This is a genomic window from Mesorhizobium erdmanii, from assembly GCF_013170725.1.
GTDB lineage: Bacteria > Pseudomonadota > Alphaproteobacteria > Rhizobiales > Rhizobiaceae > Mesorhizobium > Mesorhizobium erdmanii.
The window spans coordinates 5,992,632-6,017,756 of sequence record NZ_CP033361.1 but is presented as its reverse complement, the minus strand read 5'-3'; the positions used below and the strand labels follow the sequence as shown (position 1 = coordinate 6,017,756).

Sequence of the window (25,125 nt, the reverse complement as noted above, 5' to 3'; positions counted from 1 at the left end):
GGACCGTTAGCTCTTGTCGAAGTTTACCAGGCTGGCACCGTTGAAGGCGATGTAGGCCTGGAACCCGCCGACGGCGGTCAGGAACTTGCGCATATTCGGCTAGCCTGTTTCGAGACCTTCCGGGTCGAACTGCAGGTCGGCGATTTCGTCACGGGCACAATAGAGGTTACGATGCCAGAGATGCCATTTGATCCTGCGCAAGCTTTCAAGCAGGTCCTGTCCGATCTGCTCGTCGGTGGTTTTCGAGCCCTTGCACGAACTGGCGAAGGAGCGTGATGCGCGTGGTGTATGAAGCCAGTCGAGGACATGCTCGCTCGCCGTGCGATCATTTCCGCGACCGAGCGGACTTCTTCCCACCATCGTTGATGAAGGTAATATCCTGATTGGTCCGGACGCCCTGCTGCTTGAGATGGTCGAGAACGTGCCATTGCAGCTCGCGATCATAGCCGTGGACGAAACCGATGTAGCGCGGAGCGCCGTCTTCAGGCCGCGAGTGGCCTGCGATCAGCTCGATTTTTCTTCCAGTCGTCGCGGTGGCGGATGTACTCGGGAAACTCCAGAATACCTCCCGGTCAAGCTGCCGAGATCCCTCCGTAGCTGACATCTACGTCAGCGTTGAAGAAGTACCCTGCACCACGGGACGTTTTGACCAGGCAAGGATTGGCCGCATCAACCTCCAGCTTTCGGCGCAGGCGCATAATCAGGACATCGACACTTCGATCACAGACCTCTTCTCCACGCACACGGCTCGCGAGCAGAAGCCGTTCTCTGGATAACACGTTGCGTGGGTTCTCCAAGAACGCGATCAAGAGATTGAACTCACCTGCGGTAAGCTTGACCTCACCACGCTCCTCAAAGATCAGTCGCCGCTGCTTGACGCTGAGCTTCCAGGCCCCAAAGCGAAATGAGCGCTGATCTCTGGTTCGAGGAATGCGCTCTCGTAACGCTACTCGAATGCGGGCCAAGAATTCGCGCATCCCGAAAGGCTTGGCAATGAAATCCGTTGCGCCGAGCTCCAGTGCAACCACTTTTTCCGCCTCATCAAGCCGGTCGCCGCTGATCACTATGATCGGAACATGCGATTTTGTCGCCAGATTGCGGACGATCGCAAGTCCATCCTCCCGGCCTAGGTTAAGGTCAACAACCACGAGATCGACTGGCTCATGTGAAAGAACATAGTCAAACTGCTTGCTATCGTGGACTGCGGTTACCTTCAAGGCATGCATCGTGAGGTACTCGGCGATGAGGTGCCGCATTGGGGCATCATCATCGATGACAAGAACATGTTTCAACGGCTCACCTTCAATCTCGAATCGCTTTGTCTAAGCTGTTGCCGAGCAACCCTAGGGCACCGATGTAGAACAGCTGCCCCATGATCCACCCGCCGCTGCGGCGGCCAGGTAAGGAGGCGTTGCTCGTCCATAATCGGTAGAAAGCAGGGCCTTATCGCGGACTGGCGGCATGCATTTAGCCGTGCACCAGACAGGTTCAAGCGCCGACTCGCTTTTCCGGATCGTGATTCTCCGCTTTGTCAGTTTGATGCTGACCCGCTCACACTATTCGGGTTCGACGGCATGGATGCCGAGTTGCCTGCAATGTGTTTGCTTCCTCGTCACGTTATCCGGCGCTTGTGGCCTGGATCATCTCGACATCGTCCGACTCGTGGGAGTCCGACGTGGTTAAGCAGCGCCGCGTTGGAGACCCTGAAAGGTCGTCGGCGAAAGGACCAACGTGATTCGCTACAGCGGTTTGTGCCAAATAGCATGTCTCCTGCCAAGCCGGGTTCTTCCGAGAAGGCCGGCGGCATCGCATCTTGTTATGGTCGAGGGCGGTTACCGTCCGACCTAACATTTCTCAGATTAGGCGAGACCTCCACATTGATCCTGTCACGTCACGGGCAGCACCTCAAACTCGACAGCGCCAAATCGAATCTCGTGATTGTGCCCGGCGATAGCCCGTCGGATTCCGTCAATGGCGTGCGGTTTTCTGCCGATGGGTACGATCAACTGATCCAGTGCGCGGCCGAACAGCTAAACCAGGTTCGCGAGCGTCAGCTCTCCGGGCTTCGGCATGGACGGCCTTTATGTCCACCTCGGCTCGGATTTCTCCGCCGCGCCGAAACACGTTCGCGGCTCCTTCCAGAAGCTGCTTACTTCAATCCGTGATCTAGTTCGCATGCACATCATGCTGCTGCGTCAGCTCAGCCAGCGTCCTTTCCGCCTGAACAAATGTCTTTTGTTTCAGTTGAAACCGAAAAGCTGGACTTGAACATCACGCAGTAACAAACCTCCCCGATAAGCGCGTGCCGGACAGGGCCAGAACCGGTCCGGACGCTTGGAAAGGTAGGGGATAGGAATGTTTATTGCAGCTTGGCCGCTGGCCATCGCCCTGTTGACATCCATGTCATTCCCAGCCGAGCCCGCGCCACTTTCGCCCCGTGAATTCCACCGCCTGTCGCGCAAATGCGCTCCCTGGGTTGCGCCGTCCACCCTCGCCGCGATTGCCAAAATTGAAAGTGGCTTTGAAACGCTGGTGGCTCATGACAACACCACAGGTGAGCAGCTTCGCTGGATAGACCGCCTGGAAGCGACGCGGGGCATCAAGAACCGCCTCGAAGCACAACATTCTGTCGATGTCGGATTGATGCAGATAAACAGCAAGAACTTTTCCTTCCTCAATCTCACGCCGGAAAAGGCTTTCGAGCCCTGCGCCTCGCTATCGGCCGCCGCCCACTTGCTTGAAAGCCGGTATGCCGGCGGCACGACTGCTCCGGCGCAGCAACTGGCGCTTCGCCGTGCCATCTCGGCCTACAACACGGGCGACGTCACGCGTGGCTTCACCAACGGTTATGTACGCAAGGTCGAGTTGGCCGCAAAGGACATCTCGAGTCACCCCGCGCCAACCCTGGAGCCGACCGCTCAAGATGCGCCACACCTTGAGGCACCCGGTCGGAAAGCCGTGCCGCCTTTGCTCCAACAGAGCCAACAGGCCAATGGAAAGCAGCCCAACCAAAATTCTTGGGACATCTGGGGCTCGTATGAGTCAAACCGCTCCGGGGCCGATCCCTCCGGTCGGACAGGCAGACAGGCTGCGGAAGAACCCTCGAACCCGAACAAACTCGTATTCGATTGAACCCATGGAGATACAATGATGACGCCACTCAAAATACTTCGTGCGCTTAAAGCGCGTGTTCCTTCGCCTTTTTCCATGCTGCGCACGGCGGCTGAATATGTACCGGCCGCTGCTGCAGGCGCGGCGTGGACGGTCTTCTCCATCGGGCCAGCCTCGGCTCAGGTGACCGGAGGGACGGATCCCGCCAAGATGGTCCAGAATATCTGCACCTTCGTACTTGGCCCCTTCGGACAATCACTGGCCGTGCTCGGACTCGTGGCCATCGGCATCTCTTGGATGTTCGGTCGTGCTTCACTTGGCCTGGTTGCGGGTGTCGTTGGAGGGATCGTCATCATGTTCGGCGCCAGCTTCCTGGGCAAGGCGCTCATAGGCGGTGGCTGATGAGCGACCGGTTGGAAGTGAGCACCCTCTATGTGGCGGCGACACGTCCCGCACTGTTTTTGGGGGTGCCGCTGACGCTGGCCGGATTGCTGATGATGTTGGCTGGTCTCGTCATCATTGTCCTTCAAAACCCACTTTATGAAATCGTGCTCGTGCCACTCTGGTTTGGCGCCCGGCTGGTTGTTGAGCGTGACTATAACGCCGCAAGCGTCGCGCTCCTCTATTTGCAGACGGCCGGCAGAAGCGTGGACGGGCCGGTCTGGGGCGGCGCGAGCGTCAGCGCCAATCCGATCAGAGTGCCGAAACGCGGAAGAGGAATGGTGTAATGTTTGGCGCCAGTGGCCGGACCGAGAGGTCTGGCGAGATCTACCTTCCGTATGTTGGTCACATAAGCGATCAGGTCGTCCTTCTGGAAGACGGATCGATCATGGCCATGGCACACGTGAACGGCCTGCCCTTTGATTTGGAAGACGCTGAGATGCGCAACTCGCGCTGCCGCGCGTTCAACACTCTGTTGCGCAACATCGCCGATGACAATGTCTCGATATACGCTCATCTTGTGCGAAACAACGATGTGCCGGAGCCGGCACTGCGCCAGTTTCAAAGTGCATTTGCTGGCAGTCTGAGCGAGGCCTACGAGAGCCGTGTGCTGTCGGGAAAGCTTTTTCGCAACGACCACTTCCTCACTGTGGTCGTGTTCCCCCGCACCGCAATCGGCAAGATCGGCTTGCGCATTGCCAAGTCCCTCAGACGGAATGACAACGATCTAGCCACCCAAATTCGAATCCTGGAAGACCTCTGGCAGATCATTGCTGGCTCACTCGGCGGTTACGGTCTGCGCCGGTTGGGTATTCGCGAGAAAGGCAACGTGCTCTTCACGGAAATTGGTGAGGCGCTTCGGCTGATAATGACTTGCCGGTTTCTTCCGGTTCCGATGGTTACCGGCTCACTCGGCGCCTCGATCTACACTGACCAGGTCATCTGCGGGAAGCGGGCGCTTGAGATTCGAAGACCCGGAGGTAGCTCCGTGGGATCATTGTTTTCGTTCCGCGAATATCCGGCGACGACGCGGCCAGGCATGCTGAATCCCTTGCTGTCCGCGAACTTCCCGCTTGTCCTGAGCCAGAGCTTTTCCTTCCTCACTCGGCCACAAGCTCATGCGAAGCTTAGCCTCAAGTCCAGCCAGATGACGAGCGCTGGCGACAAGGCTCTCACCCAGATCAATGAACTTGCCGAGGCAGAGGATGCACTGGCTAGCAACGAGTTCGTGATGGGGTCGCATCATTGGAGCCTGTGCGTCCATGCCGACAGCCTCAATAGCCTTGCAGATCGTGGAGCAAATGCGCGCGCAAGGCTGGCAGACGCGGGCGCCGTCATCGTCCAAGAGGGTATCGGCATGGAGGCCGCATACTGGTCCCAACTGCCGGGGAACAACAGGTGGCGCACGCGCCCCGGGGCGATCACCTCCTACAATTTTGCCGGGCTTGTCTCATTTGAGAACTTCCCAAGCGGTTCCAGTTCCGGCCACTGGGGCAAGGCTGTTGCGCGCTTTCGCACAAACGGGGGAACTTCTTTCGACTACATCCCCCATGAGAATGACGTCGGCATGACGGCGATATTCGGGCCTGTCGGCAAAGGCAAGACGACGCTGATGACCTTTATCCTGGCGATGCTTGAGCAAAGCCTGGTCAATCGCGATGGTGCGATCGTCTTTTTCGATAAGGACCGGGGCGGTGAACTGCTGGTGCGAGCCACGGGAGGGACATATCTTGCGTTGCGCAGAGGCGCTCCAAGCGGCTTGGCCCCCCTGCGTGGACTGGACAACACCTCCGCCTCGTTGGACTTTCTGCGCGAATGGTTGATGGCCCTGATCGAGAGTGACGGCCGCGGTCCGATCTCGCCGGAGGAAAGCCGTCGACTGGAACGTGGCATTGTTCGTCAACTTTTGTTTGAACCCGTCATGCGCTCAATTGCGGGCCTGCGCGAATTCCTGCTGCATGGCCCCTCCGAGGGCGCAGGAGCACGGCTGCAGCGGTGGTGTAGAGGGAATGCGCTTGGATGGGCGTTTGACGGCGATGTGGACGAAGTAAGGCTGGATGCCTCGATTACAGGCTTTGACATGACGCAGCTCCTGGAATTTGAGGAGGTCTGTGCGCCGGCCGCCGCCTATCTTTTGCATCGCGTGGGCGCTGTTGTCGATGGCCGTCGGTTCGTCATGAGCTGCGACGAGTTTCGCTTCTATCTGCTCAACCCCCAGTTCTCGGCTGTTATCGACAAGTTCTTGCTCACCGTCCGCAAGAACAACGGCATGTTGATACTCGCAACGCAGCAGCCTGAACACGTGCTGGAATCGCCTCTCGGAGCTAGTCTCGTTGCACAATGTATGACGAAAATTTTCTACCCATCTCCGACAGCCGACCGATCCGCGTATGTCGATGGCTTGAAGTGCACCACGCAGGAGTTCGAGGCAATCCGCCAGGGAATCGCAATTGGCAGCCGCAAGTTTTTGCTCAAGCGCGACAGCGGGAGTGTTGTTTGCGAATTCGATCTTGGCCAGATGCGCGAGTACGTAGCCGTACTCTCGGGGCGGGCCAACACCGTGCGCCTTGCCGACCAGCTTCGTGACCAGCACGGAGATGCCCCAAGTGGATGGCTCGACAAGTTCATGGCTCGTTACCACGAAGTTCAAGACTGATGGAGGAATACTGATGAGATTGGCCAAGCTTGCAGTAATAACGCTTGCTTCCTTTCTGCTTAGCACACAGGCCCGTGCGCAATGGGTCGTCAGCGACCCAGTAACAGAAACACAATCGGTCTTAACAGCGGCTTCCGCCGCGGCGATCCTTATAAAGTCAGCCGAGACGCTCGCTGCCACGATCGAAGTGGTGGAAATGCTGAAGTCGTCATTTGCTGTCACGGGACTGCTGGGCGCAATGAACCAAGGAAATCACTACCCGTCGAGCAATAAGCTGGAGGGGCAGATGTTTGATGCTCGGGCGCCAGTTTCGACCATGGCGCGTAACATTGCGCAGGACCCAACTCGGATAGTCACCGGCTCCGATGCAGAAGGGAAACTGTTACAGGGGCAAATCGCTGGTGCCGCCAATGCCGCAGCTCTTGCAGCCGACACTCTGGACGTAATGGACAAGCGCGTTAAGGCTAACGACAGCACGCTTGGTCAGCTTTCCAGCTCGAGAAATATTGTGCAGGCCACCGTGACCAACGGGCTGGTCCTCAAGCAGATTCACGATGCGATCATCCAAAATGTCCAGGCCACGAGTTTGCTGACGATGGCCACTGCACAAGGGAGCCTTCACGCCGCGGAGGAGTCCGTCACGCAGCGTCGCGAACGCCAAGACACCGCCAAGATCTTTAGCCCATGGCAGTGAAGCACGCAGAGTTCATCCGGCTCAGCTGCACTGATCAGGGACAAATCAGGCTCACGCCATGACTTTCAAAATTCCCACGCCGTTCACGACTATACACGAGATCTTTAATATGGCCTTTACGTTGGAGCTGCATAAAGTGCTCGGAAAGATCCAAGAGGCGGTCAGTGCGCCTCTGGTTGCGTGTGTCACGCTTTGGATAATAATCCAAGGCTGTCTGGTCATGCGTGGGCAAGTCGATACGCGCGGGGGTATCTCGCGCGTAATCATGGTGTCGATTGTCGTTGGCCTTATCTTAGGGCAGGCCAACTACCAGCAGTACATTGAATTGTTCTTCGACGACACGATTCCGAGGTTTGCTCACCACATCAGTGGCAGCGACTTCCCCTTCATCGAGATCCCCAAGAAGCTCGATTTCATGTTTGATTCAAGTCAGTATGCCTTTCAGGTAATTGCTTCCGAAATTGGCCCTATGAACGGCCAGGACATACTTGCTTTCGAGGGAGCGCAGTGGATTTTCTACGGCGCGCTGTGGACAACGTTCGAGATCTACGATGCCGTTGGAATTCTGACGAAGGTGCTGTTGACTATCGGCCCCCTGGTCCTTGTAGCCTACCTTTTTGATCATACTCGAGATATGGCCACCAAATGGATCGGCCAACTGCTCTCGTACGGGCTGCTGCTTCTCCTCTTCAACATCGTTGGAACGATAGTTATCGCCGCCGAAGCAGCCTCGCTGTTGCTTATGCTGACGGTGATCAAATTCTCGGGCACGACAGCAGCCAAGATCATCGGGCTTTACGAGCTCGACATGTTTTTCCTAGCTGGTGACGCTCTGATCGTCGCGCTTCCGACGATCGCCAGCAGCATCGCCGGCGGCTCTTGGGCAGGGGCGAACCCACCTCTTAACCTCAATCGCCACTTTGCCAAAACGGCGCGTGGCTAATCAATCTACGAACGCGGTGCCAATACATGAAATATTACCTGCTTTTCTCCATCCTCGCTTTGGCCGCCTGCAAGACAACCGATCGGCTTGCGACCTGTACGGGTGCGCCATTCCAGCTGAACGTGGGACAATGGGAAACCACCCCTGAGGATCTTCAGGTCGAATGTGCGGAAGAGCCTAAGTGAAGTTTCCTGATCATGCCCTTCTGGTGGAGAGAGAGACGCTAGCCGCCCACTACAAGAAGGTGGAAGCGTTTCAAACTTCACGAGCGAAGTCTGCGCGGCGCCTGTCAAAGGCCCTGATAGCTTTTGCCGCAGCGGCGGTCCTCGGAAATGTTGCCCAGGCATTTACCATCGCTGCCATGGTCCCGTTGGCCAAGCTCGTACCTGTGTTCCTCTGGGTACGGCCTGATGGGACCGTTGACAGCGAAGTGTCAATCTCGCGACTGCCGGCAACCCAAGATCGAGCCGTCATAAATGCTTCACTGTGGGAATATGTACGCCTGCGCGAGGGCTACACAGCAGATACAGCCCAATACGCCTATGACCTCGTATCCAGTTTCAGCGCACCGGCTGTGCAACAGCAATATCAAGATTTCTTCAACTATCCGAATCCCACCTCGCCCCAAGTCACGGTTGGCAAGCGCGGCAAGCTCGAGGTCGCGCATATTTCCTCGAACGACCTCAGTCCGGACGTTCAACAGATCCGCTACAAACGTATCCTTATTGTCGATGGGCAGATGCCGATAGTGACCACCTGGACAGCTACCATCCGCTACGAGCGCTTGACGGGTCTGTCTGGGCAATCGAGGCTCACCAATCCAGGAGGTCTACTCGTCACATCCTATCAAGCCTCGGAAGATACCGTATCGAACCTGGGCTTCGTGCAGCCATGACAAAAAGAGCATTTCTGGCGCTGGCCTGTTCACTCTTCCTAACGATGGAAGCGTGGGCGGAAGACACGCCCCTTGCTGGCAAGCATGATGCGCGGATGCGCTACCTGGCTTACCGTCCCGACGAAGTGGTGCGCCTATCGACCGCAGTGGGGGCAACGCTGGTTGTCACATTCGCGGCCAACGAGACCGTCGCAGCCGTGGCCGTTTCCAATAGCAAAGACCTGGCTGCGCTTCCGCGCGCCAATTATCTCTTCTTTAAGGCTAGTCGCATCCTGCCGCCCCAGCCGGTCATCGTGCTTGCCGAGAGCGAGTCCGGTACACGCAGATACGTCTTCAGCATTTCCACGAGGGCGATGCCCAAACTCGATGAGCAGCAACCAGACCTATACTACAGTGTGCAGTTCACCTATCCTGCCGATGAGGCTGCTGCTCAGAGAAAGGAAGCAGAAAGGCGCTCGATTCTTGGCCAGGCCCGGGCGAAAGTGCTGCAAGACGAGAGAGTTCAGGATTTGTTGAATCGGCCCGCCGCAACTGCCAGTCCGGACGAAAACAATTTTCACTATGTCGCAAAGGGCGATCGATCGCTGGCGCCGCTGGAAGTTTTTGATAATGGCTTTACCACGGTATTTGGCTTCCCGAGCAATTCCCGCATACCCTCCCTCTACGTTATCAATCCAGACGGCAAGGAAGCCGCTGCCAATTACGCAGTAAAAGGCGACTATGTTGAAGTATCCGCAGTCGCCCGGGAATGGCGTCTGAGAGATGGCAACACGGTCTTGTCCATTTTCAACAGGGCCTATGATCCTATGGGACGAGCGCCAGGGACCGGTACAGTGACACCCGACGTGTGGCGCGTTTTGAAAGGCTCGGGCCGATGAATGAAACCGGCCCACAGTCGGGACATGATGTACATGCATCCGGATCGATGGTCTCGGAGCCGGCCCGCCGGCAGGTTTCGGGATCGCAGAAATTGGCCGTCGCTGCTCTTGTTCTCATCTCATCTCTATCGCTCATCTGGCTCGGAGGTCGCCCCAGCACACAAGACGAACCATCTCAGCCAAAACCGCCAATTGTCGCCAGCGCCGAGCCATTCCGCCCCGTGCCGATTGAGATTGCTCCCGAACCTCCAGCACCGGTGCAGGCGGCGCAGGCGGCAGATCCTGCGCCATCCACGCCGCCCCCACCGGCGCCAGCTGATCCGCCGCCCGAGGAAACACCAATTTTCGCCTACAGTGGCAGCGGTCAAATGGCCAATGACGATCGGCGGAGCGAAGACAACCATAAGGATGCTCCGGCGACCGCGGATGAGATTTCAATCGGTGGCGATCTGTCAGGCCGATTGAAGCCAGATATACAGGAGCCGAGCCGGGCCACACTTTTGCCGCACCCTGATCTCGTGATTACTCAAGGAACGATCATTCCCTGTATTTTGCAAACGGCAGTCGACACAAATTTGCCCGGCTATGTGAAGTGCGTCTTACCTAAAGACGTCCGCGGCGCCACCAACAATGTCGTGCTCTTGGATCGCGGGACGACCGTGATTGGCGAGATCCAGCGTGGTCTCCAGCAGGGGGATGCGCGTGTCTTCGTGCTGTGGACGCGCATCGAAACACCTGACCATGCTCTGGTTTCGATAGCATCGCCGGGCGCTGACGAGCTCGGCCGCTCCGGAATGCCTGGCACGGTGGACAATCACTTCCGGGAACGCTTTGGCGGAGCGATACTCATGAGCGTCATCCAAGGGGCGTTTCAGGCGGCCGGTCAATACGCGGCCAGCTCTGGCGGAGGAAGCGGCATCAACAGCTTCCAGAGCAACGGTGGACAAGCCGTCGAGACGACACTGAGAGCGACGATCAACGTTCCGCCAACCCTGAAGAAAAACCAGGGAGATGCCGTATCCATCTTTGTGGCTCGGGACCTCGATTTCTCAGATGTATACGATCTTAGAGCGACGGCAGTGGCGCCAGCCCAACATCGCGAACGCCGGAGAGACAAAAATGCAATCGGAGGCTGATCCTCAATTGCGTTTGCTCCTCGAGCCCGTTCTGAAATGGCTTGAGGAGCCAAGCACCGAAGAGGTCGCTATCAACAGGCCTGGGGAAGCCTTTGTCCGACAAGCCGGCCTTTTCACGAAACATCCGCTGCCGCTGTCTTATGATGATCTGGAGGACATCGCGATCCTGGCGGGAGCGCTGCGCAAGCAAGACGTCGGACCGCAAAGCCCCCTCTGTGCGACTGAGTTGCCGAACGGAGAGCGGCTGCAGATCTGTTTGCCGCCCGCTGTACCCTCACGAACAATAAGCCTGACGATACGGCGTCCCTCAAGTCGTGTGACCGAACTCAAGGAAGTTTCAACTCGCTACGAATACTCGCGCTGGAATCAGTGGCGATCGCGAAAAGAGCGCCAAGAGCGGCAGGACGAAACAATTCTTCAGCACTACGACCATGGTGACTTGGAGCAATTTTTGCGTGCCTGCGTCTGCGGGCGGCTCACGATGCTGCTTTGCGGACCTAGTGGAAGCGGCAAAACGACAATGAGCAAGACTTTGATCAACGCTATACCCCCGCAAGAGAGGTTGATCAGCATCGAGGACACGCTCGAACTTGCAATCCCGCACGAGAACCATGTCCGCTTACTCTATCCGAAGGACCGAGCAGGCGCAGGTGCGATGACGGCCGAGCAACTGTTGCAAGCCAGCTTGCGCATGCGCCCCGATCGAATATTGCTTGGCGAGATGCGCGATGATGCCGCTTGGGCCTACCTTAGCGAAGTCGTCTCCGGCCATGCGGGATCGATATCAACGATTCATGGGGCTGATCCGGTCCAAGGTTTCAAAAAGCTCTTTTCACTCGTCAAGAGCAGCGCGCAAGGAGCCGCTGTGGAAGACCGCACGCTTCTGGACATGCTGTCGGCTGCCATTGACGTCATCGTACCGTTCCGTACCCAAGGCGACGTGTATGAGGTGGGAGAGGTATGGCTCGCCGCCGATGCCCGTCGACGGGGAGAGACAGTAGCCGACCTTCTCAACACGCACTAAGGAACAACGTCTCGGGATCGAAAAGCCGGTGATGTGACGCGTCATTGTTCTGCTTCAATGCCCTTTTGACGGTCTTCTCGGATTTCTTAGGTAGCCCGATCGAGTCGGCGGCATCATGCCATCATCATTGTACGAACCGCATGCTGCATTGTCCGGGACGAAACCGGCTTCGCTAGCCAAAGGACGAAGGCCTGATTGGCAGATGTGACCGGCATGGGGTCGATTTCGCCGACGACTATGACAGGCACCGTCATGAGGGTGGCGACCACGGATTCGGCCTGTCCTCGCTCCAGGAAGGGCATTTTACCTAAGATCAGCAGGTCTGCTGCCTTCCCGCTCTCGGTCCAGCCGCAAAGACTTTCGAAGGTCGCGAAGCCGACGGGCTTATAACCCAGCGCGGCGATCTTGTCCTTGTAGATCTCCAACTCAGCTGGATCGGGCTCCACGACTGCAACGATTTCTCCGTTGCCAAGTGATCCGTCGTATGGGCCAAAAGCGATGTCAGCGCTGACTGGCTCCTCCTTGGAGGCCGGTAAGTAGATATCAAAGCGCGTCCCTCGGCCAACAGCCGAGGTGACGTCAAGGCATCCTGCGAGCGCGCTCACGTTTCTGTCAACCGCAGCAAGACCCAGCCCGGTCCCGCCGACGAGAGAGCGCGTGGTAAAAAAGGGCTCAAAGACATGCGGAAGTATCGAACTTGCGATTCCCGGGCCATCGTCGCTGATGGAGAGGAGAACGTAATCTCCAGGTCTCAAGGTGCCCTGAGCCAGCGGTTTGGTTTGGCACACCTGGGCGCGAGAAACGCTAACCTCGACGCGGCCCTCGTTCAAGACAGCCTCCGACGCGTTCTTGCACAGATTCATGAGGATCTGCTGCATCTCGGTTGGGCTGCCCTCGACCATCGTTTGCCACTCGTTGATCTTGAAGTTCAACTGAACACCCGCACGAACTGTAACCCGCAGCAATGGCGCAAGATCCATGACAATTTCGGAGACGTTGAAAGGCACTGCAACGCGCTTGCGGTTTCGGCTGAGTGACAAGATCTGGTCAACGATCAGCTTGGCGCGGCGTCCAGATAAGATGATTTGATCGATGTGCTTCCGTATTCTGGAGGGGCGACGCACCAGACCTTGGGCAATTTCTGAATATCCGATTATTGCGCCTAAAATATTGTTGAACTCATGTGTGGCGCCGCTTGCGATCGTGCCGACGGTCCTCAGCCTTTCCAAATGCTCCCATCGACTCGCCAGAAGGTCGCGTTCGGCATTTACACGTTGCATTTCAAGATGGTTGCTCAAACGCACAATGGCTCTGGCAAGAACCCGCAGGTCGCCTGCTGAAGGGAGTGAGCGATCTCGTTCAAAAACAAGGATGCAAACCACAGCCTGCTGATCGGAGGCCCTGCAAGCAACAATTTGACAAACACCGGAAGTGTCTGGGGCGGTGCGAACCATTTCCGCCGCCGGAACGACGCGAAATACTGGCCATCCGGCGCGGACAAGTGAAACGACTTCATCAAGAAGCGCGACGTTCCAGACACGCATGCACGTGTTCGTCGCAAAGCACTCGGTATGCCTGCTGAGACTCGGATCCACCAGAGCAAGCGCGCATTGATCCGCGTCGAAGGCGCGTTGAACAAGTCTAAGCGCTGCTTCGGTTGAAAAGCGCGGCGACGCGTTCTTTGCTTTACTTTCGTTGAAACGAGCTTCGATCTCACGCATTGCCTCTTCAAGCTCCAGCCGCCTTTCCAACCGGTTCGTCCGCACATGCAGCCTGAAGGCCCGAATGATCGCAAACAAGCAGAGGCATATGGACACCGAGCCAAAGAAAAGTCGTGTGCGCTGCGCTTGCGCGCTGGCCAAGCTGTAGTCTTTCAGATATTCGCCCTCCAGTTCGGCGGCCTTGGCGAACGTGTTAAAGGATGCGATCCGATCGGCTGCGCGGTCCACTCTCGACAACGCGGACAGGATAGCGCGGCCGTTGCGGACAACATCGTGGGTGGCTTGGTCCTGGCTCGGAGGAAGTCGGCTGAGAGACTGATCGATCTGTGATGCGAGGCTGAATCCCGGTCTGGCCGAAAACTGAAGGATCAAATTGGAGAGTTCAAGCCTGTTGGATGGCGCCCCCTCAAGGCGATTGACCGAGCGAGCAAACCGTACGAGACTGCTTTGCAGAAGCTCATTTTGCGCAGCCGCTGCCGAGATGGCAGCCTCTGTGTTTTCGACGGACTTTTTGAGCTGTGCAAGCAACCTGGAGTGCGCTCCGGAGTTCTCATCGGGCGAAATCTCGGCAAGGCGTTGCAAGTTTGTAACGTTCCTTTGCAATGCTTGGAGGGTAGAATCAACGGTGCGGAAGTCCAATACCATGTCGGTTCCAGCGCGGGCGACATCGCGCTGGAGCAATGCGTAGTTGATCTGAATCGTTCGCAGTTCACTTAGGACCGCCTCGTCGACCTGTGGGTCCTGCCTCTGTATCCCGACCAAGAGCGCAAACGAGGCCGCCAGGGCGATTACAAAAACGTTGTCGGTACTGAGCCTTTTTTCACAACGAAACGGCGTTTGATGCGCGGTGCGCGCCTTGCGAAAGTCCGATCTGAATTCTTGCTCCTCATTGCTTCGGTGTGCGGCCGGATGCTGCTGGAACAGGAAAACCATGTGTACCTCTCCCCCCACAAAGACGGCTTAGATACCGTCGCACTTTGCCCCCGTTGCCCCGCTGACCCTCCGTTGAATTTCGCGGCGATTAGACTTCGACCGTTCTTTTCCGAACTCTGGCCACTCGCGAGCTCGACGCGAACGTGGAACTGAAGGCACGGCGTTAAGGCACGTTAGAACGATAACTGGGCTATCCGTGAATGCTGATTTGATAGTTGTTGAGAAGGGAAGGCACCAATGCCAGGCTGACACCGCGTGACGGATTCAATCGAGATTTGCCTGTTTTCGCGTGGCGAGTCGAACCACGCCGATGTTGAAGGTACCGTTGAGTCTCGTCATAATGACGGCAGGAACCGAATACTCGTGAGCCTTCGTTGCGTCAGTCCGCTCAAGCCATCACGCACGCGGCAGAGCTAACTTCCGGCAAGAGTTTCATAGCTGGGCCAACAAATTGCGCTCTATGCCTGACCAGAGTAAGCAGGACGGACGTACGATCGGCATGATCCCCGAGGAGCGTTCGCACTTCATCTCTTATCCGGCGAAGGATAGCCCATTGAACAGCTCACCATCGGTTATGAGATCGAGGCGACACACAAGGCGGGCAACCTGTCGCAGTATTCGAGATCATGGAGGGACAGACAAGCCGCACGCTGCAGCAGCCTGGGGATGACACCGGTCGGCCAGCCATTATGCCGCTAACCCGCTTGCGATCTCTGTGCATTGTATCTCCTGCATGCAGCCCCTGCATTAAGCCAGCGTCGACGACAGAGCCCATATTCCACCAAACAAGGGTTAGCTTTCAAGAAGCTGATTGAACAAATTGATTGTTTGGATCGCACGCATCCGAACAATGGATGCAGCTAAATGCAGCGGCGGTTTTCGTTAGATGCGAGCGAGCGTCTCTTGGCAAGAACCACCGTGGGGCGCGGGCGAGGTGAGGGGCTGCACGCCAAGCGCGTCGGGATGGTCATCGAGGATCTGCGTGCGGGTTTGCAGCAGAAGATGTGCGCCGATCCTGCTCCACCGCATCTGCCGTTTGTTGGCGACCCGCTTGGAACGGCGTTGACGGTGACCTTGACGAGGGCCGAAGAGATGCGATCTCCGGACCGCTAACGCTCGCCGTAATTAATCAGGCTGGCACTGTTGGAGGCGATGTAGGCCTGGTGAACTCGCCGATGGCGGTCAGGAACTTGCGGATGTTCGTCTAGCCTGTTTCGAGACCTTCCGCGTCGAATTGCAGGTCGGCGATTCCGTGACGGGCCCGATAGACGTCAACATGCCAGAGATGCCATTTGATCCTGCGCAGAGTTCGAGCAGGTCCTGTCCGGTCTGCTCGTCCTGGTTTTCGAGCCCTTGCACGAACTGCCGAAGGACCCTGATGCGCACGGTGATATGGAACCAGTCGGCGATTCTTCCCCACCGTCGGTGATGAAGGTGATATCCTGATTGGCTTGCTTCTTGGTCGAGAATGCGCCGTTGCGGCTCGCGATCATAGCCATAGACGAAACCGATGTGGCGCGGAGCACCCTCTTCAGGCAGCGAGCGGCCCACGATCAGCTGGAAATTCTACTTCCGGTCGTTTGGTCGCGGATGAAAGTTCGATGCGGCTGCAGAACGCTTTTGCGATGGCCGCCCATCTTCCCGGCGCTACCGGAGCACGATAACGTTGCGACCATTTCACCACCGAAGAGACCGCAAAGCCAAAGCGCGACCAACCCGATCCAACTCTGCGCCGCCCAACTTCCATCTCGAACGGTGCGCGGAACGCCCGAGCGCCGGGTGCCTAACTAGCAGTTGCACTGGGCATGCCCTGTGCTCGGCTATTTGAGCTTCTCCAATGCCTGCCTAATGTCATCTCCGGCGTCCTCCGGCAACGGCAAAATAGGGCGCGGTGGCTGGACGTGCGCCAGACCGAGGTAGTCGGCGATGACGAACATAACGCGGAAGCTGCCGTAGTGTTTGAACAAGGTCCAGAGCGGCCCGAAAGCGCGGTTCAACCGAGTGGACTCCACCGCGTCGCCGGACTGCGCTGCACGCGTCAGCGCAAGCGCCGGGACCGCCAGCAGACCTGCCGCAACGCTGTACCAGGTGTCACATCCGGCAAGCAGGGCATCCGCCGCGCCCCAATCGCCGCTGTATCCGATTGTGAACGTGTCAGGCGTCATCGACCGCAAACGTGCCAGTTCCCCCGCGTAATCGTCATTCGCCGCCAGAGGCATTTTCACCGCGACGATATTGGACACCTCTGACAGCCGGGCGATCAATGCGTCGCTGAATGTGAAGCGCGTGGTGCTTGGATTGTTATATATGCACAAAGGCAATTCCCCCGCCTCGGCCACCGCGACGAAGTGCTGGAAGACTTCGTCCTCGTTCAGGGGAACGTAGGACATCGGTGCCAAGAGCAGGCCGTCAGCGCCAGCGGATTTGGCATCGCGCGCCAGAGCCTGAGCTTCATCGGTACGCAATGCACCCACACCCACGACAAGAGGCGTTTTGCCGCCGATGCATTCCACGGCAGCCTGAACGGCACGCTTGCGTTCTTCCCTGGTGAGGTAAGCATAACCGCCCGTGCTCCCCAGAAGGCCGATGGAGTCCGCTCCCGCGCGTTGAATACGCTCGAGAAAACGAGCCAGACCCTCGGTGTCGACATGCCCTTCGGCATCGGTTGGCGTAAGGGGGAACGCCGACAGGCCGCGAAACAAAGTCATCATCCATTCCTTTCGAAACTACATACGGGAAAGCAGCATACGCAGCCCGGCGAACGCGAAGAACATCGCCAACAGACTTTCGATCCAGCGGCGGCAGCGGCGATACAGAGCCACCATAGGCGGTGTGGAGAAGACAATGGCGTAGCCGCAGAATATCGTGACACTTAGGATGGCGCAGCCACCCAGTATCGCCGCGATGCTCTGCCACGATGAATTCGGGCCGATCCCCAGCGTGACGAGCGCGATCCATGCCAGCACGGATTTTGGGTTCGCCAAATGCATCAATAGGCCCTTCCTATAGAGCTCACCCCGCGAAAGAGCGACTTGGTCGGTCGATGCGCGCACCGCCAGCTTCTCGTTCGACGCAAGCGCCGACCGTCCCGCCCTGAAGGCGAGGAATAGCAGGTAAAGCCCCCCGAAAACCTGCAGAACGAGCAGTGCCTGGGCGTACCTGGCCAACAGGGCGGAGATGCCGGTGGAGGCCATAAAACCCCAAAAGATCGAGCCGCTGACGACGCCGGAGGCGAGGATGAGCGCAGCACCTCTGCCGCGCGCCATCGCAACCCCCATAATGCGCATGTTGCTCGGGCCGGGGCTCCCCGCGGCAATGACATATGCAGCAAAGACGATGAGCAACTGATGGAGATCGACATTCATTCTCTCAGCCCTTGATAATTTCGATCGGATCGATCGCGCCGGATGCCCCAGGCGGCCATGTATCCGCTCGCTCGACCGGAAACCTCATACGGCGATGGCAATTTCTTGGCTCGCGATTTTGCAGCCAGGCATCAAGGCATTCAGCCCTCCGACCATGGCATCCGTCGCCTCTGCCAATGCATCGTCCGGCATGGTCTCCAACGCCTCCAGTACGAACCACATCCGGCCTGTTAGGGTCTTCAGGCGGGTTCGAGTGCCCTGTCGCCAGTTCCAGCGTCGGCAGGTGACGCCAATGTCGTCGCGCCAGATGACCTCACCGGGCAAGGGAGGATCGTTGACCGCCTCTCCATTCATCATGGTGTCGAACGTCTCACTCCCGTCAGCGATCGTCAGGTGGGGTCTTCCGACATAGGCGTCAAAATTCTCTCCACCCACCGGGACTGCGTATTTCAGGCTGATGGCGTTGTAGAGATCGACGATCGGGTTGATCGTCGAAAGAGTGCCGTCTTTCAGAACCCGCTTTCTGAGGGCCTGGGCTGAGCACGGCGTACGGTTAGGCTTCGCGCCAAAGACGACGTAGGCGTCGGACCAACTCGCCAGATGAGCTTCTGCCCAAGTCGGGCCATCCGCCAACACGCAATCGAGGCCTCAGCAAGCAATCTGGGATCGAAACGTCCTTCTCCAGCTGAAGTGGCATCGACGTAGACGCTCACGGCTCTAAATCCCGATGCAATATTCTTAATTCGACCGTCGATGATGAGACCCTCAAACATCCAGGCAACTCCATCAATTCGAGCGCAAGCAATCCATGAGCGGCGCGACCAGTCACAATCGCTTCCCTGACTGCAAACCCAACATTGCAGTTCACTGGTCCAAACTAAACTGCCACTTTTGGAGATTTTCATTGGTCCAGTCGAAGGAGGGTTCTCGCAGGACGGGAGCGACGCGTCGATTATCAATCCCTGCTCAAGCAGATCCAGGCCGGAGTGTAGGAACGGTGACGCCACCCAGTTCTCCGCAAGCTACCGGCCCACAAGCTCTCATGCTGTTGTGATCCCGGGCATTATGGTCGATGCCAGCGCCACCGGGCTGGCGTCGTACTGTTCGAAACCGTCCGATTGTTACCGCGGTTTTGCTTTACGCGCACGATGTCCTGAGGCCTAGGATGAAGCGCCGATTGGAGGGACGGATCGGCCGCGCGTTAGAGGGGTAAAGCGTCGTAAACCGCTTGACGTCCGCGGCGTCGACCTCGACCGGTTCCATAGCAACTATCCACTCCACGTTTTCGGTGCAGGGCGGAGTCGTTAATGATCCCTCATAGGTCCAGTAGCCGAGCGAGGCCGGCAAAAGTCCGTTGGGATCGAACTCGTCAACTGCCATCTCCTCGCCGGGCCGAGCTGGAAAGACCTTGGCGAGACCGGCAAAGCTGGTATTTGTCGCGCCAGGCGTAAGAAGGGCGCTCAGCACACCCAGAGTATCGCTCTTTGTGTCTTTATGGACAAAATGTGCTTCCATCGGGAAGCTGATGCCCGCCACGTGATGCTCGCTCGGCGCGTGGAAATGCAACTGCACCAGTTGGTAGACGCGATCCCCGCGGGTCAAGGTGCTGCCTTCCGGCATGTTGACTTGAATAGTGTGGCCGTTGTTCACCATCCTGCCGCCGCCCTTGAGCCAACTGATGGCGATGCACGGTATATCCGCCTTGACCGCGCCGGCGATGTCGATGGGTGACTGCTGCCCGCCCGCCGAACAGGCGAAATTTCTCGTGTCCAGATCGGCCCAATGCTCCGGCCCGACCGAGCCGCCATATCCCCAATGGGCGCTGGCCGCACGCGCGGTCTGGGCGCAGATCGGGCACACGCCCAGCGCGATGAATCCTCTAATCAGGTTACGACGATGCATATTGCCTCGCTCCTTGATGCGAACCTTATGTCCTTGCTTCCAATTGGTGCAGTCAAGGCACAGCCGCAAGGGCGGGCGTAGGTTGAGCCGCGCCACCAGCGTACACGCCAGCCAGTCCTCGTCGATCTGGCAAACTGGAAGAAGCGTCGCCGCCGGCGATCGTTGGAGGCTACGCTCGCCGGTCCGTGGAAATGGCTGGCGACGTGGCTCAGATTCACCGTGCTGCCGCTGATCAGGCCAACAACCAGCACAGCCGGCGTCGCCGGTCCGGCTGTTACTCGACGGTATGTGGCGCGTAACGTTGAAGCGGGAGTGTCGGGCGGGCAGTGCATTGCAAAGGATCCCCTCTTTGGCGAGACGAATTCCTCCATTCCAACTGATTCCCGACCTCTCGGCCACCCACTGTGTAGCCTGCCCGCCACGCTCTCCAAGATAAAACTCGCGAATACGCCTTGGAAAGCAGGTCTCAAAGGCCAAGGGGACCTTCCATCTGGAAAATGCCAAGCAAAGCTCGCGGGCGGACGATCCATGCGGTTGCCAGGCTGGCTGCCTCCGGTCAGGCGAGATCCGGATCCTTCCGCGAAGATAGCTGTAAACGTCTACAGGCTGCATCGCTGTGCGCTTTGCCCTTCGATGGCGGGAACACAACCCGCATGGAGGCGACGAATGATTCAGCTGATCACACCTAGCCTCTACAGCGAATTCGCAGGCGAGCTCAAAGAGATGCACGGGCTCAGATATCGGGTTTTCAAGGAGAGGCTCGATTGGGAAGTTCAGACCGGAGGTGAAATGGAAACAGACATCTATGACGACTTGAAGCCTGTCTATCTGCTGCTCAAGGGATCCGATTGGCGAATTCGTGGCTGCGTGCGCCTCTTGCCAACCACTGGACCGACCATGTTGCGCGACACATTCCCGGCGCTGCTGGGTGAGGCTGTGGCGCCTGCGAGTGCCGACATATGGGAAAGCAGCCGTTTCGCGCTCGATTTGCCCCCGTCCACGCCCAAGGCGGCAGGCGGCCTTGCCCAAGCAACCTACGAGCTCTTCGCCGGCATGATCGAATTCGGCTTGGCCAACAATCTCACCCGGATCGTGACGGTGACCGATACGCGTATGGAACGGATCCTTCGCCTCGCAACGTGGCCATTGTCGCGCATCGGACAGCCGCAGCCCGTCGGCAAAACGCAGGCGGTGGCCGGCTTTCTCGAGATCTCTCACGCCAGCCTGTTGCGCATCCGCTGGAGGGGACGTCTGAACGGGCCGGTACTGTGGCAACCGATTCTCGGCCTGTCGCACGGCCCATGCGGATAGCCAAGACGTGGTGCGTGGCCTCAGGGATCGGAAGAGGGTTTGCTTCTCGTCGCCGAAACGAGTCATTGCGGCCGGCCTGGAGAAGCAAACCGAGGAATGATGCATGAAGCAGCGTCCGCACAATTGAACGGCGAGATCAAAGAGTGCGCTGGGCTGCACATCGCACCTGGGCCGAGTATTCTCCGTCTCCTCCGGCCGGCTTGCATGCTATTAACGCAGGTGAGGGCGCCGGCCATGATATGCGCAGCCCGTTGAAGGCGGAAGCGTCCGCCCCGGTTCACATCACCCGCATTGGACTGAGGTTTAGTTCATCCATGGCGTGGATGGTGGCTATCCCAACAATCAATTTTACCGAACTTACTGGATTCCATTAGAAGACTCTAACTGAGCGCATGCCGGGCGGCATCCCTCGTCTGCGTCGGCTAAGGCTGCCGGGAAGAATTCGGAGAAGAACATGTGCGGAATTGTTGGCATCGTTGGGCAACAGCCGGTGTCGGAACGCCTGGTCGACGCATTGAAGCGTCTGGAATACCGCGGCTATGACTCGGCCGGCCTTGCGACGATCTCCGAGGGCACCTTGCACCGCCGGCGCGCCGAGGGCAAGCTCGTCAATCTCGAGACGAAACTGAAGGAAGAGCCGCTGGGTGGCACCATCGGCATCGCCCACACCCGCTGGGCAACCCATGGGCCACCGACGGAACGCAATGCACACCCGCACTTCACGGACGGTGTGGCCGTCGTCCATAACGGCATCATCGAGAATTTCGCCGAGCTGAAGGACGAATTGGCGGCGACGGGAGCCGAGTTCCAGACCGACACCGACACCGAGGTCCTTGCGCATCTCTTGGCAAGACACCTCCGAAGGGGCATGCCGCGGGGTGAGGCGGTGCACGCCATGCTGAAAAGCGTCAGGGGTGCCTACGCGCTTGCCATCCTCTTTGAGGATGATCCGTCGACCATCATTGCGGCGCGCAATGGACCACCGCTGGCGATCGGTCACGGCGACGGCGAGATGTTCCTGGGCTCCGACGCGATCGCGCTTGCTCCCTTCACGAATGAAATTACCTATCTCATCGATGGCGACTGGGCCGTTATCGGCAGGACGGGCGCCGATATCTTTGATTGCGACGGCCACCCCGTCGCGCGTCCGCGCCAGACCTCCATGGCCGCGGCCACTCTGGCCAACAAGGGCAACCATCGCCACTTCATGGAGAAGGAAATCGTCGAGCAGCCCGAGGTCATCGCCGATGCGCTCGGTCATTATATCAGCTTCATAGACAATGGCGCCGATGCGGTTTTTGGCATCGACTTCGCCAGGATCCCGAGCTTGGCGATCTCTGCCTGCGGCACCGCCTATCTCGCCGGACTGATCGGAAAATACTGGTTCGAGCGCTATGCGCGCCTGCCGGTCGAAATAGATGTTGCATCCGAATTCCGCTATCGCGAGATCCCGTTGTCGCCGCAGTCTGCGGCTCTTTTCATATCACAGTCGGGCGAAACCGCCGATACGCTGGCATCGCTGAGGTACTGCAAGCAGCTTGGGCTGAAAATTGGCGCCGTCGTCAATGCGCGCGAATCGACCATCGCTCGAGAGGCCGATGCGGTCTTCCCGATCCTTGCCGGCCCGGAGATCGGCGTCGCCTCAACCAAGGCCTTCACCTGCCAGCTTGCCGTTCTTGCCGCACTCGCCATCCACGCAGCCAAGGCCCGCGGAACCGTGACCGAAGATGAGGCGCAGGCGCTCGTCGAGAGCCTCACCGAAATGCCGCGCCTGATGAGGCAGGTACTGGGCAGCATCCAGCCGCAGATCGAGCTTCTGTCGCGCGAGCTGTCAAAGTGTGATCATGTCCTGTATCTCGGCCGTGGCACAAATTTCCCGCTGGCGATGGAAGGTGCGCTGAAGCTGAAGGAGATTTCCTACATCCACGCCGAGGGCTATGCGGCAGGTGAATTGAAGCACGGTCCTATCGCATTGATAGACGAGAACATGCCAGTGATCGTCATCGCGCCGCATGATCGCTTTTTTGACAAGACCTTCTCCAACATGCAGGAAGTGGCCGCCCGCGGAGGGCGCATTATCCTCATCACCGATGGAAAAGGGGCAGCCGCATCGAAACTCGATACGATGCACACAATCGTGCTGCCGGCCACCGACGAGATTATCGCGCCGATGATCTTCTCGCTGCCGATACAGCTTCTTGCGTACCACACGGCGCTCTTCATGGGCACAGATCTCGACCAGCCACGCAACCTGGCAAAATCAGTCACCGTCGAATGATGTGAGCCTTCATTAGTCGCAACGCTCGCCCATTCGGAAAAAACTCCAAGCACTTCAACCGGCGCTCAAGCGCGCCGCTACCGCCTTGCCGTTATTTGCTGGAGCATGCCGTTTAGCGACGATTGGTTGTCCCTTTGGCCTCCCCTCACACTGCTTGGCTGTGCCTACGGGCAAACCCGGTCGAGAAAAGCATCGAATACGCAGCAATAGCGCTAACCCGTTTCTCTCACCGCACCCGCCATTGAGCCGCGTTTTGGCCGGTCCGGACGCCGGCTTCGAGGTCCCGCGTTCGAAGACGAGCGCAGCCGGCGCCGCGGTTTGCGGCGGCGGTGGGTTCTGCAATGTATCCTCTGTTGTTGGCGGGAAGGGTTCAGATCCTGCGGCTCAGCGGGCCGCGGCGCGTATTCGGGCGTGTGCCAAGGCAAATTCCTCCGCATGGGGACAGGCCGAAGCCATCGCCACCTTGATGCGACGCACCGAGACGCGGACCTGTGCGCCGATCTTCAAGAGCTTCAGCCTGATCGTGCCGCAGGTGGCCTCGGCGAGCCGGGTGTGGGCGAGGCCGAGGCGGCGTAAGGCGCAGATCAAGACATAGGCAAACGAGGCAAGCCAAAGCCGCAACTGATTGGCGCTCATGGTGTGGGCACTGGTGCGGTCGGCGTAGAGGTCGAGCTGGCATTCCTTGATCCGGTTCTCCATGTCGCCGCGTGCGCAGTAGAGGTCCTCGTAAAGCGCCCGTGCCGCCCAGCGCCCCGGCTTGAGCGAGGTCACGATGAAGCGCGGATTGGCGCCCAATGTCGTCCACTCGGCCTTGGCGATGACCCGCCTGCGGCGGGACCAGCTGTCTTTGGTCGACCACATGAAGTCGCGAAAGACGCGTGCGGCCTGGCCGCTTGCCCTGGATGCCCGGCTCGCTTCCTCCAGGGCCGGGGCGATGTTCGTTTCCAGCCGCTCGTTGCGGGCGAGGCCGAAGACATAGTCGACGCGGTTTTGCTCGCACCAGGCCATCAGTTCCTCGCGGGCAAAGCCGGAATCGGCGCGCAGGATGATGCGCACTGTGCGCCACGTCTGGCGGATCTGGGTCACGATCCGCTCGATCTCTTCGACCGATCCCTTGCTGGCGTCGATATTGGAGCGTCGCAGCTTTGCCGCCAAAAGGTGCCGGCCGCAGAAGACGTAGAGCGGCAAATAGCAGTAGCAATTGTAATAGCCGTGGAAGAACCGGCCCTCCTGGTGGCCGTGTAGCGGATCGTCGGTGGCGTCGAGATCGAGCACGATCTCGCCAGGCGACTTGTCGTGGGCTTCCAGGAACAGCTCCACGAACAGGGCTTCCAGCGTCTGCTTGTCGTAGCTGATCTTGTGATAGCGCGTTGGCTCCCCAATGCGGCCGTGCTCCAACCGGTTCAACGTCGACTTGCCGGCAAGCACCGCACAGTCTTCCCGCTTCGGCGTCAGGCTCTCCGACAGAAGTGCGAGCACCGGGTCGTGGCGCAGCGTGTCGTGGTCGTCGACGTCCTCGTAACCGAGTGCGATCGCCGCAATGCGTTGCCCGACCAGGGTGCGTACGCTGTGAACCGTGAGGTCCGGATCGCGTCGGTCGACAAAGCACGAGGCCGCACGATCGAACAGGCCAATGGCCTTGTCGGTATGGCGCAACAGAAGCATGCCGGCGTCCGAGGTGATGGCACCGCCATCGAAACCGGCGACAACTTTGTGGCCGTCAAAGCCTTCAAATTCGCGCTGTTCGGAGATACAGTCTGTTTGCATCGGCTCTGTTCCGTGAATCCGTTAAACCTTTGTTGCAAAAGAAGTTTTACAGATTCGCAGAGCCGATGCA

Annotated in this window: 20 protein-coding genes and 4 pseudogenes; 14 read left to right on the top strand and 10 right to left on the bottom strand. The window is 58.5% G+C overall.

The window, feature by feature from the left end:
* Window positions 1–9 precede the first annotated feature (9 nt).
* Window positions 10–545, bottom strand: a pseudogene (locus tag EB233_RS31945) (ISKra4 family transposase); the annotation flags it as partial.
* 27 nt (window positions 546–572) lie between these two features.
* Complete coding sequence (gene virG / locus EB233_RS28970) at window positions 573–1,292, bottom strand: two-component system response regulator VirG (RefSeq protein ID WP_019856516.1); 720 nt, start codon at window positions 1,290–1,292, stop codon at window positions 573–575.
* Window positions 1,293–2,070: 778 nt separating this feature from the next.
* Here virG and EB233_RS28965 point away from each other — a divergent pair.
* From EB233_RS28965 to virB11, 12 genes are all read left to right on the top strand, one after another.
* A complete protein-coding gene (locus tag EB233_RS28965) occupies window positions 2,071–2,268 on the top strand; it encodes a hypothetical protein (protein ID WP_019856517.1) in 198 nt (65 codons plus the stop codon).
* Window positions 2,269–2,355: 87 nt separating this feature from the next.
* The gene (locus tag EB233_RS28960; RefSeq protein ID WP_064987363.1) at window positions 2,356–3,132 is read left to right on the top strand and encodes a type IV secretion system lytic transglycosylase VirB1; all 777 of its coding nucleotides are present in this window, start codon (window positions 2,356–2,358) and stop codon (window positions 3,130–3,132) included.
* 75 nt (window positions 3,133–3,207) lie between these two features.
* Window positions 3,208–3,513, top strand: a complete 306-nt coding sequence (gene virB2, locus EB233_RS28955; protein ID WP_019856519.1) for a pilin major subunit VirB2 — start codon at window positions 3,208–3,210, stop codon at window positions 3,511–3,513.
* Window positions 3,513–3,839 carry a type IV secretion system protein VirB3 gene (locus tag EB233_RS28950; RefSeq protein ID WP_019856520.1) on the top strand — a complete coding sequence of 109 codons (327 nt, stop codon included), beginning with the start codon at window positions 3,513–3,515 and terminating at the stop codon, window positions 3,837–3,839. Before virB2 ends, EB233_RS28950 begins: the two co-directional genes overlap by 1 nt.
* Window positions 3,839–6,208 carry a type IV secretion/conjugal transfer ATPase VirB4 gene (gene virB4, locus EB233_RS28945; RefSeq protein WP_064987365.1) on the top strand — a complete coding sequence of 790 codons (2,370 nt, stop codon included), beginning with the start codon at window positions 3,839–3,841 and terminating at the stop codon, window positions 6,206–6,208. The genes EB233_RS28950 and virB4 overlap by 1 nt, the downstream gene beginning before the upstream one ends.
* A 13-nt stretch (window positions 6,209–6,221) precedes the next feature.
* Window positions 6,222–6,902: a TrbJ/VirB5 family protein gene (locus EB233_RS28940; RefSeq protein ID WP_064987366.1), complete on the top strand. Its 681-nt coding sequence runs from the start codon at window positions 6,222–6,224 to the stop codon at window positions 6,900–6,902.
* A 58-nt stretch (window positions 6,903–6,960) separates the two neighbouring features.
* A complete protein-coding gene (locus EB233_RS28935) occupies window positions 6,961–7,845 on the top strand; it encodes a type IV secretion system protein (protein WP_064987367.1) in 885 nt (294 codons plus the stop codon).
* Between the two features lie 26 nt (window positions 7,846–7,871).
* A complete protein-coding gene (locus EB233_RS28930) occupies window positions 7,872–8,030 on the top strand; it encodes a type IV secretion system lipoprotein VirB7 (RefSeq protein WP_019856524.1) in 159 nt (52 codons plus the stop codon).
* A complete protein-coding gene (locus EB233_RS28925) occupies window positions 8,027–8,740 on the top strand; it encodes a type IV secretion system protein VirB8 (RefSeq protein WP_064987368.1) in 714 nt (237 codons plus the stop codon). The genes EB233_RS28930 and EB233_RS28925 overlap by 4 nt, the downstream gene beginning before the upstream one ends.
* Complete coding sequence (locus EB233_RS28920; RefSeq protein WP_027046530.1) at window positions 8,737–9,618, top strand: P-type conjugative transfer protein VirB9; 882 nt, start codon at window positions 8,737–8,739, stop codon at window positions 9,616–9,618. The genes EB233_RS28925 and EB233_RS28920 overlap by 4 nt, the downstream gene beginning before the upstream one ends.
* On the top strand, window positions 9,615–10,754 hold the full coding sequence (gene virB10, locus EB233_RS28915; protein WP_064987369.1) for a type IV secretion system protein VirB10: 1,140 nt from the start codon (window positions 9,615–9,617) through the stop codon (window positions 10,752–10,754). Before EB233_RS28920 ends, virB10 begins: the two co-directional genes overlap by 4 nt.
* Window positions 10,738–11,778, top strand: coding sequence for a P-type DNA transfer ATPase VirB11 (gene virB11, locus EB233_RS28910; RefSeq protein ID WP_064987370.1), 1,041 nt, complete (start codon window positions 10,738–10,740; stop codon window positions 11,776–11,778). The genes virB10 and virB11 overlap by 17 nt, the downstream gene beginning before the upstream one ends.
* A gap of 113 nt (window positions 11,779–11,891) precedes the next feature.
* On the opposite strand, the gene EB233_RS28905 is transcribed toward virB11, so the two are convergent.
* From EB233_RS28905 to EB233_RS28875, 7 genes and pseudogenes are all read right to left on the bottom strand, one after another.
* Window positions 11,892–14,432 (bottom strand): two-component system VirA-like sensor kinase, encoded by a 2,541-nt coding sequence (locus EB233_RS28905; protein WP_064987371.1) that lies wholly within the window; start codon window positions 14,430–14,432, stop codon window positions 11,892–11,894.
* A gap of 969 nt (window positions 14,433–15,401) precedes the next feature.
* Window positions 15,402–15,998, bottom strand: a pseudogene (locus tag EB233_RS28900) (ISKra4 family transposase); the annotation flags it as partial.
* Between the two features lie 14 nt (window positions 15,999–16,012).
* A pseudogene (locus tag EB233_RS28895) lies at window positions 16,013–16,140 on the bottom strand (IS630 family transposase); the annotation flags it as partial.
* A gap of 112 nt (window positions 16,141–16,252) precedes the next feature.
* Window positions 16,253–17,140, bottom strand: a complete 888-nt coding sequence (locus tag EB233_RS28890) for a dihydrodipicolinate synthase family protein (protein ID WP_064987414.1) — start codon at window positions 17,138–17,140, stop codon at window positions 16,253–16,255.
* Between the two features lie 18 nt (window positions 17,141–17,158).
* Window positions 17,159–17,797: a LysE family translocator gene (locus EB233_RS28885; RefSeq protein WP_064987374.1), complete on the bottom strand. Its 639-nt coding sequence runs from the start codon at window positions 17,795–17,797 to the stop codon at window positions 17,159–17,161.
* Between the two features lie 84 nt (window positions 17,798–17,881).
* Window positions 17,882–18,570, bottom strand: a pseudogene (locus tag EB233_RS28880) (B3/B4 domain-containing protein).
* A gap of 364 nt (window positions 18,571–18,934) precedes the next feature.
* Window positions 18,935–19,699: a carbonic anhydrase gene (locus tag EB233_RS28875; protein ID WP_064987375.1), complete on the bottom strand. Its 765-nt coding sequence runs from the start codon at window positions 19,697–19,699 to the stop codon at window positions 18,935–18,937.
* A 666-nt stretch (window positions 19,700–20,365) separates the two neighbouring features.
* Between EB233_RS28875 and EB233_RS28870 the strand changes: the two genes are divergently transcribed.
* Window positions 20,366–21,010, top strand: coding sequence for an acyl-homoserine-lactone synthase (locus EB233_RS28870; protein ID WP_019856536.1), 645 nt, complete (start codon window positions 20,366–20,368; stop codon window positions 21,008–21,010).
* A 454-nt stretch (window positions 21,011–21,464) separates the two neighbouring features.
* Entirely contained in the window at window positions 21,465–23,288 is a 1,824-nt protein-coding gene (gene glmS, locus EB233_RS28865) for a glutamine--fructose-6-phosphate transaminase (isomerizing) (protein ID WP_019856537.1), read from the top strand.
* A gap of 384 nt (window positions 23,289–23,672) precedes the next feature.
* Here glmS and EB233_RS28860 read toward each other — a convergent pair whose 3' ends face one another.
* Complete coding sequence (locus tag EB233_RS28860; RefSeq protein ID WP_064987376.1) at window positions 23,673–25,055, bottom strand: IS1380 family transposase; 1,383 nt, start codon at window positions 25,053–25,055, stop codon at window positions 23,673–23,675.
* Window positions 25,056–25,125 lie beyond the last annotated feature (70 nt).

What these genes read in the sequence shown, in the direction of transcription:
- virB11 (WP_064987370.1), top strand. Translation starts at nt 10,738, where the DNA reads ATGCAATCGGAGGCTGATCCTCAATTGCGTTTGCTCCTCGAGCCCGTT.
- EB233_RS28890 (WP_064987414.1), bottom strand. Translation starts at nt 17,140, where the DNA reads ATGACTTTGTTTCGCGGCCTGTCGGCGTTCCCCCTTACGCCAACCGAT.
- virB10 (WP_064987369.1), top strand. Translation starts at nt 9,615, where the DNA reads ATGAATGAAACCGGCCCACAGTCGGGACATGATGTACATGCATCCGGA.
- EB233_RS28965 (WP_019856517.1), top strand. Translation starts at nt 2,071, where the DNA reads ATGGACGGCCTTTATGTCCACCTCGGCTCGGATTTCTCCGCCGCGCCG.
- EB233_RS28960 (WP_064987363.1), top strand. Translation starts at nt 2,356, where the DNA reads ATGTTTATTGCAGCTTGGCCGCTGGCCATCGCCCTGTTGACATCCATG.
- EB233_RS28920 (WP_027046530.1), top strand. Translation starts at nt 8,737, where the DNA reads ATGACAAAAAGAGCATTTCTGGCGCTGGCCTGTTCACTCTTCCTAACG.
- virB2 (WP_019856519.1), top strand. Translation starts at nt 3,208, where the DNA reads ATGCTGCGCACGGCGGCTGAATATGTACCGGCCGCTGCTGCAGGCGCG.
- EB233_RS28935 (WP_064987367.1), top strand. Translation starts at nt 6,961, where the DNA reads ATGACTTTCAAAATTCCCACGCCGTTCACGACTATACACGAGATCTTT.
- virB4 (WP_064987365.1), top strand. Translation starts at nt 3,839, where the DNA reads ATGTTTGGCGCCAGTGGCCGGACCGAGAGGTCTGGCGAGATCTACCTT.
- EB233_RS28905 (WP_064987371.1), bottom strand. Translation starts at nt 14,432, where the DNA reads ATGGTTTTCCTGTTCCAGCAGCATCCGGCCGCACACCGAAGCAATGAG.
- EB233_RS28940 (WP_064987366.1), top strand. Translation starts at nt 6,222, where the DNA reads ATGAGATTGGCCAAGCTTGCAGTAATAACGCTTGCTTCCTTTCTGCTT.
- EB233_RS28950 (WP_019856520.1), top strand. Translation starts at nt 3,513, where the DNA reads ATGAGCGACCGGTTGGAAGTGAGCACCCTCTATGTGGCGGCGACACGT.
- EB233_RS28860 (WP_064987376.1), bottom strand. Translation starts at nt 25,055, where the DNA reads ATGCAAACAGACTGTATCTCCGAACAGCGCGAATTTGAAGGCTTTGAC.
- EB233_RS28930 (WP_019856524.1), top strand. Translation starts at nt 7,872, where the DNA reads ATGAAATATTACCTGCTTTTCTCCATCCTCGCTTTGGCCGCCTGCAAG.
- EB233_RS28875 (WP_064987375.1), bottom strand. Translation starts at nt 19,699, where the DNA reads ATGCATCGTCGTAACCTGATTAGAGGATTCATCGCGCTGGGCGTGTGC.
- EB233_RS28870 (WP_019856536.1), top strand. Translation starts at nt 20,366, where the DNA reads ATGATTCAGCTGATCACACCTAGCCTCTACAGCGAATTCGCAGGCGAG.
- EB233_RS28885 (WP_064987374.1), bottom strand. Translation starts at nt 17,797, where the DNA reads ATGAATGTCGATCTCCATCAGTTGCTCATCGTCTTTGCTGCATATGTC.
- glmS (WP_019856537.1), top strand. Translation starts at nt 21,465, where the DNA reads ATGTGCGGAATTGTTGGCATCGTTGGGCAACAGCCGGTGTCGGAACGC.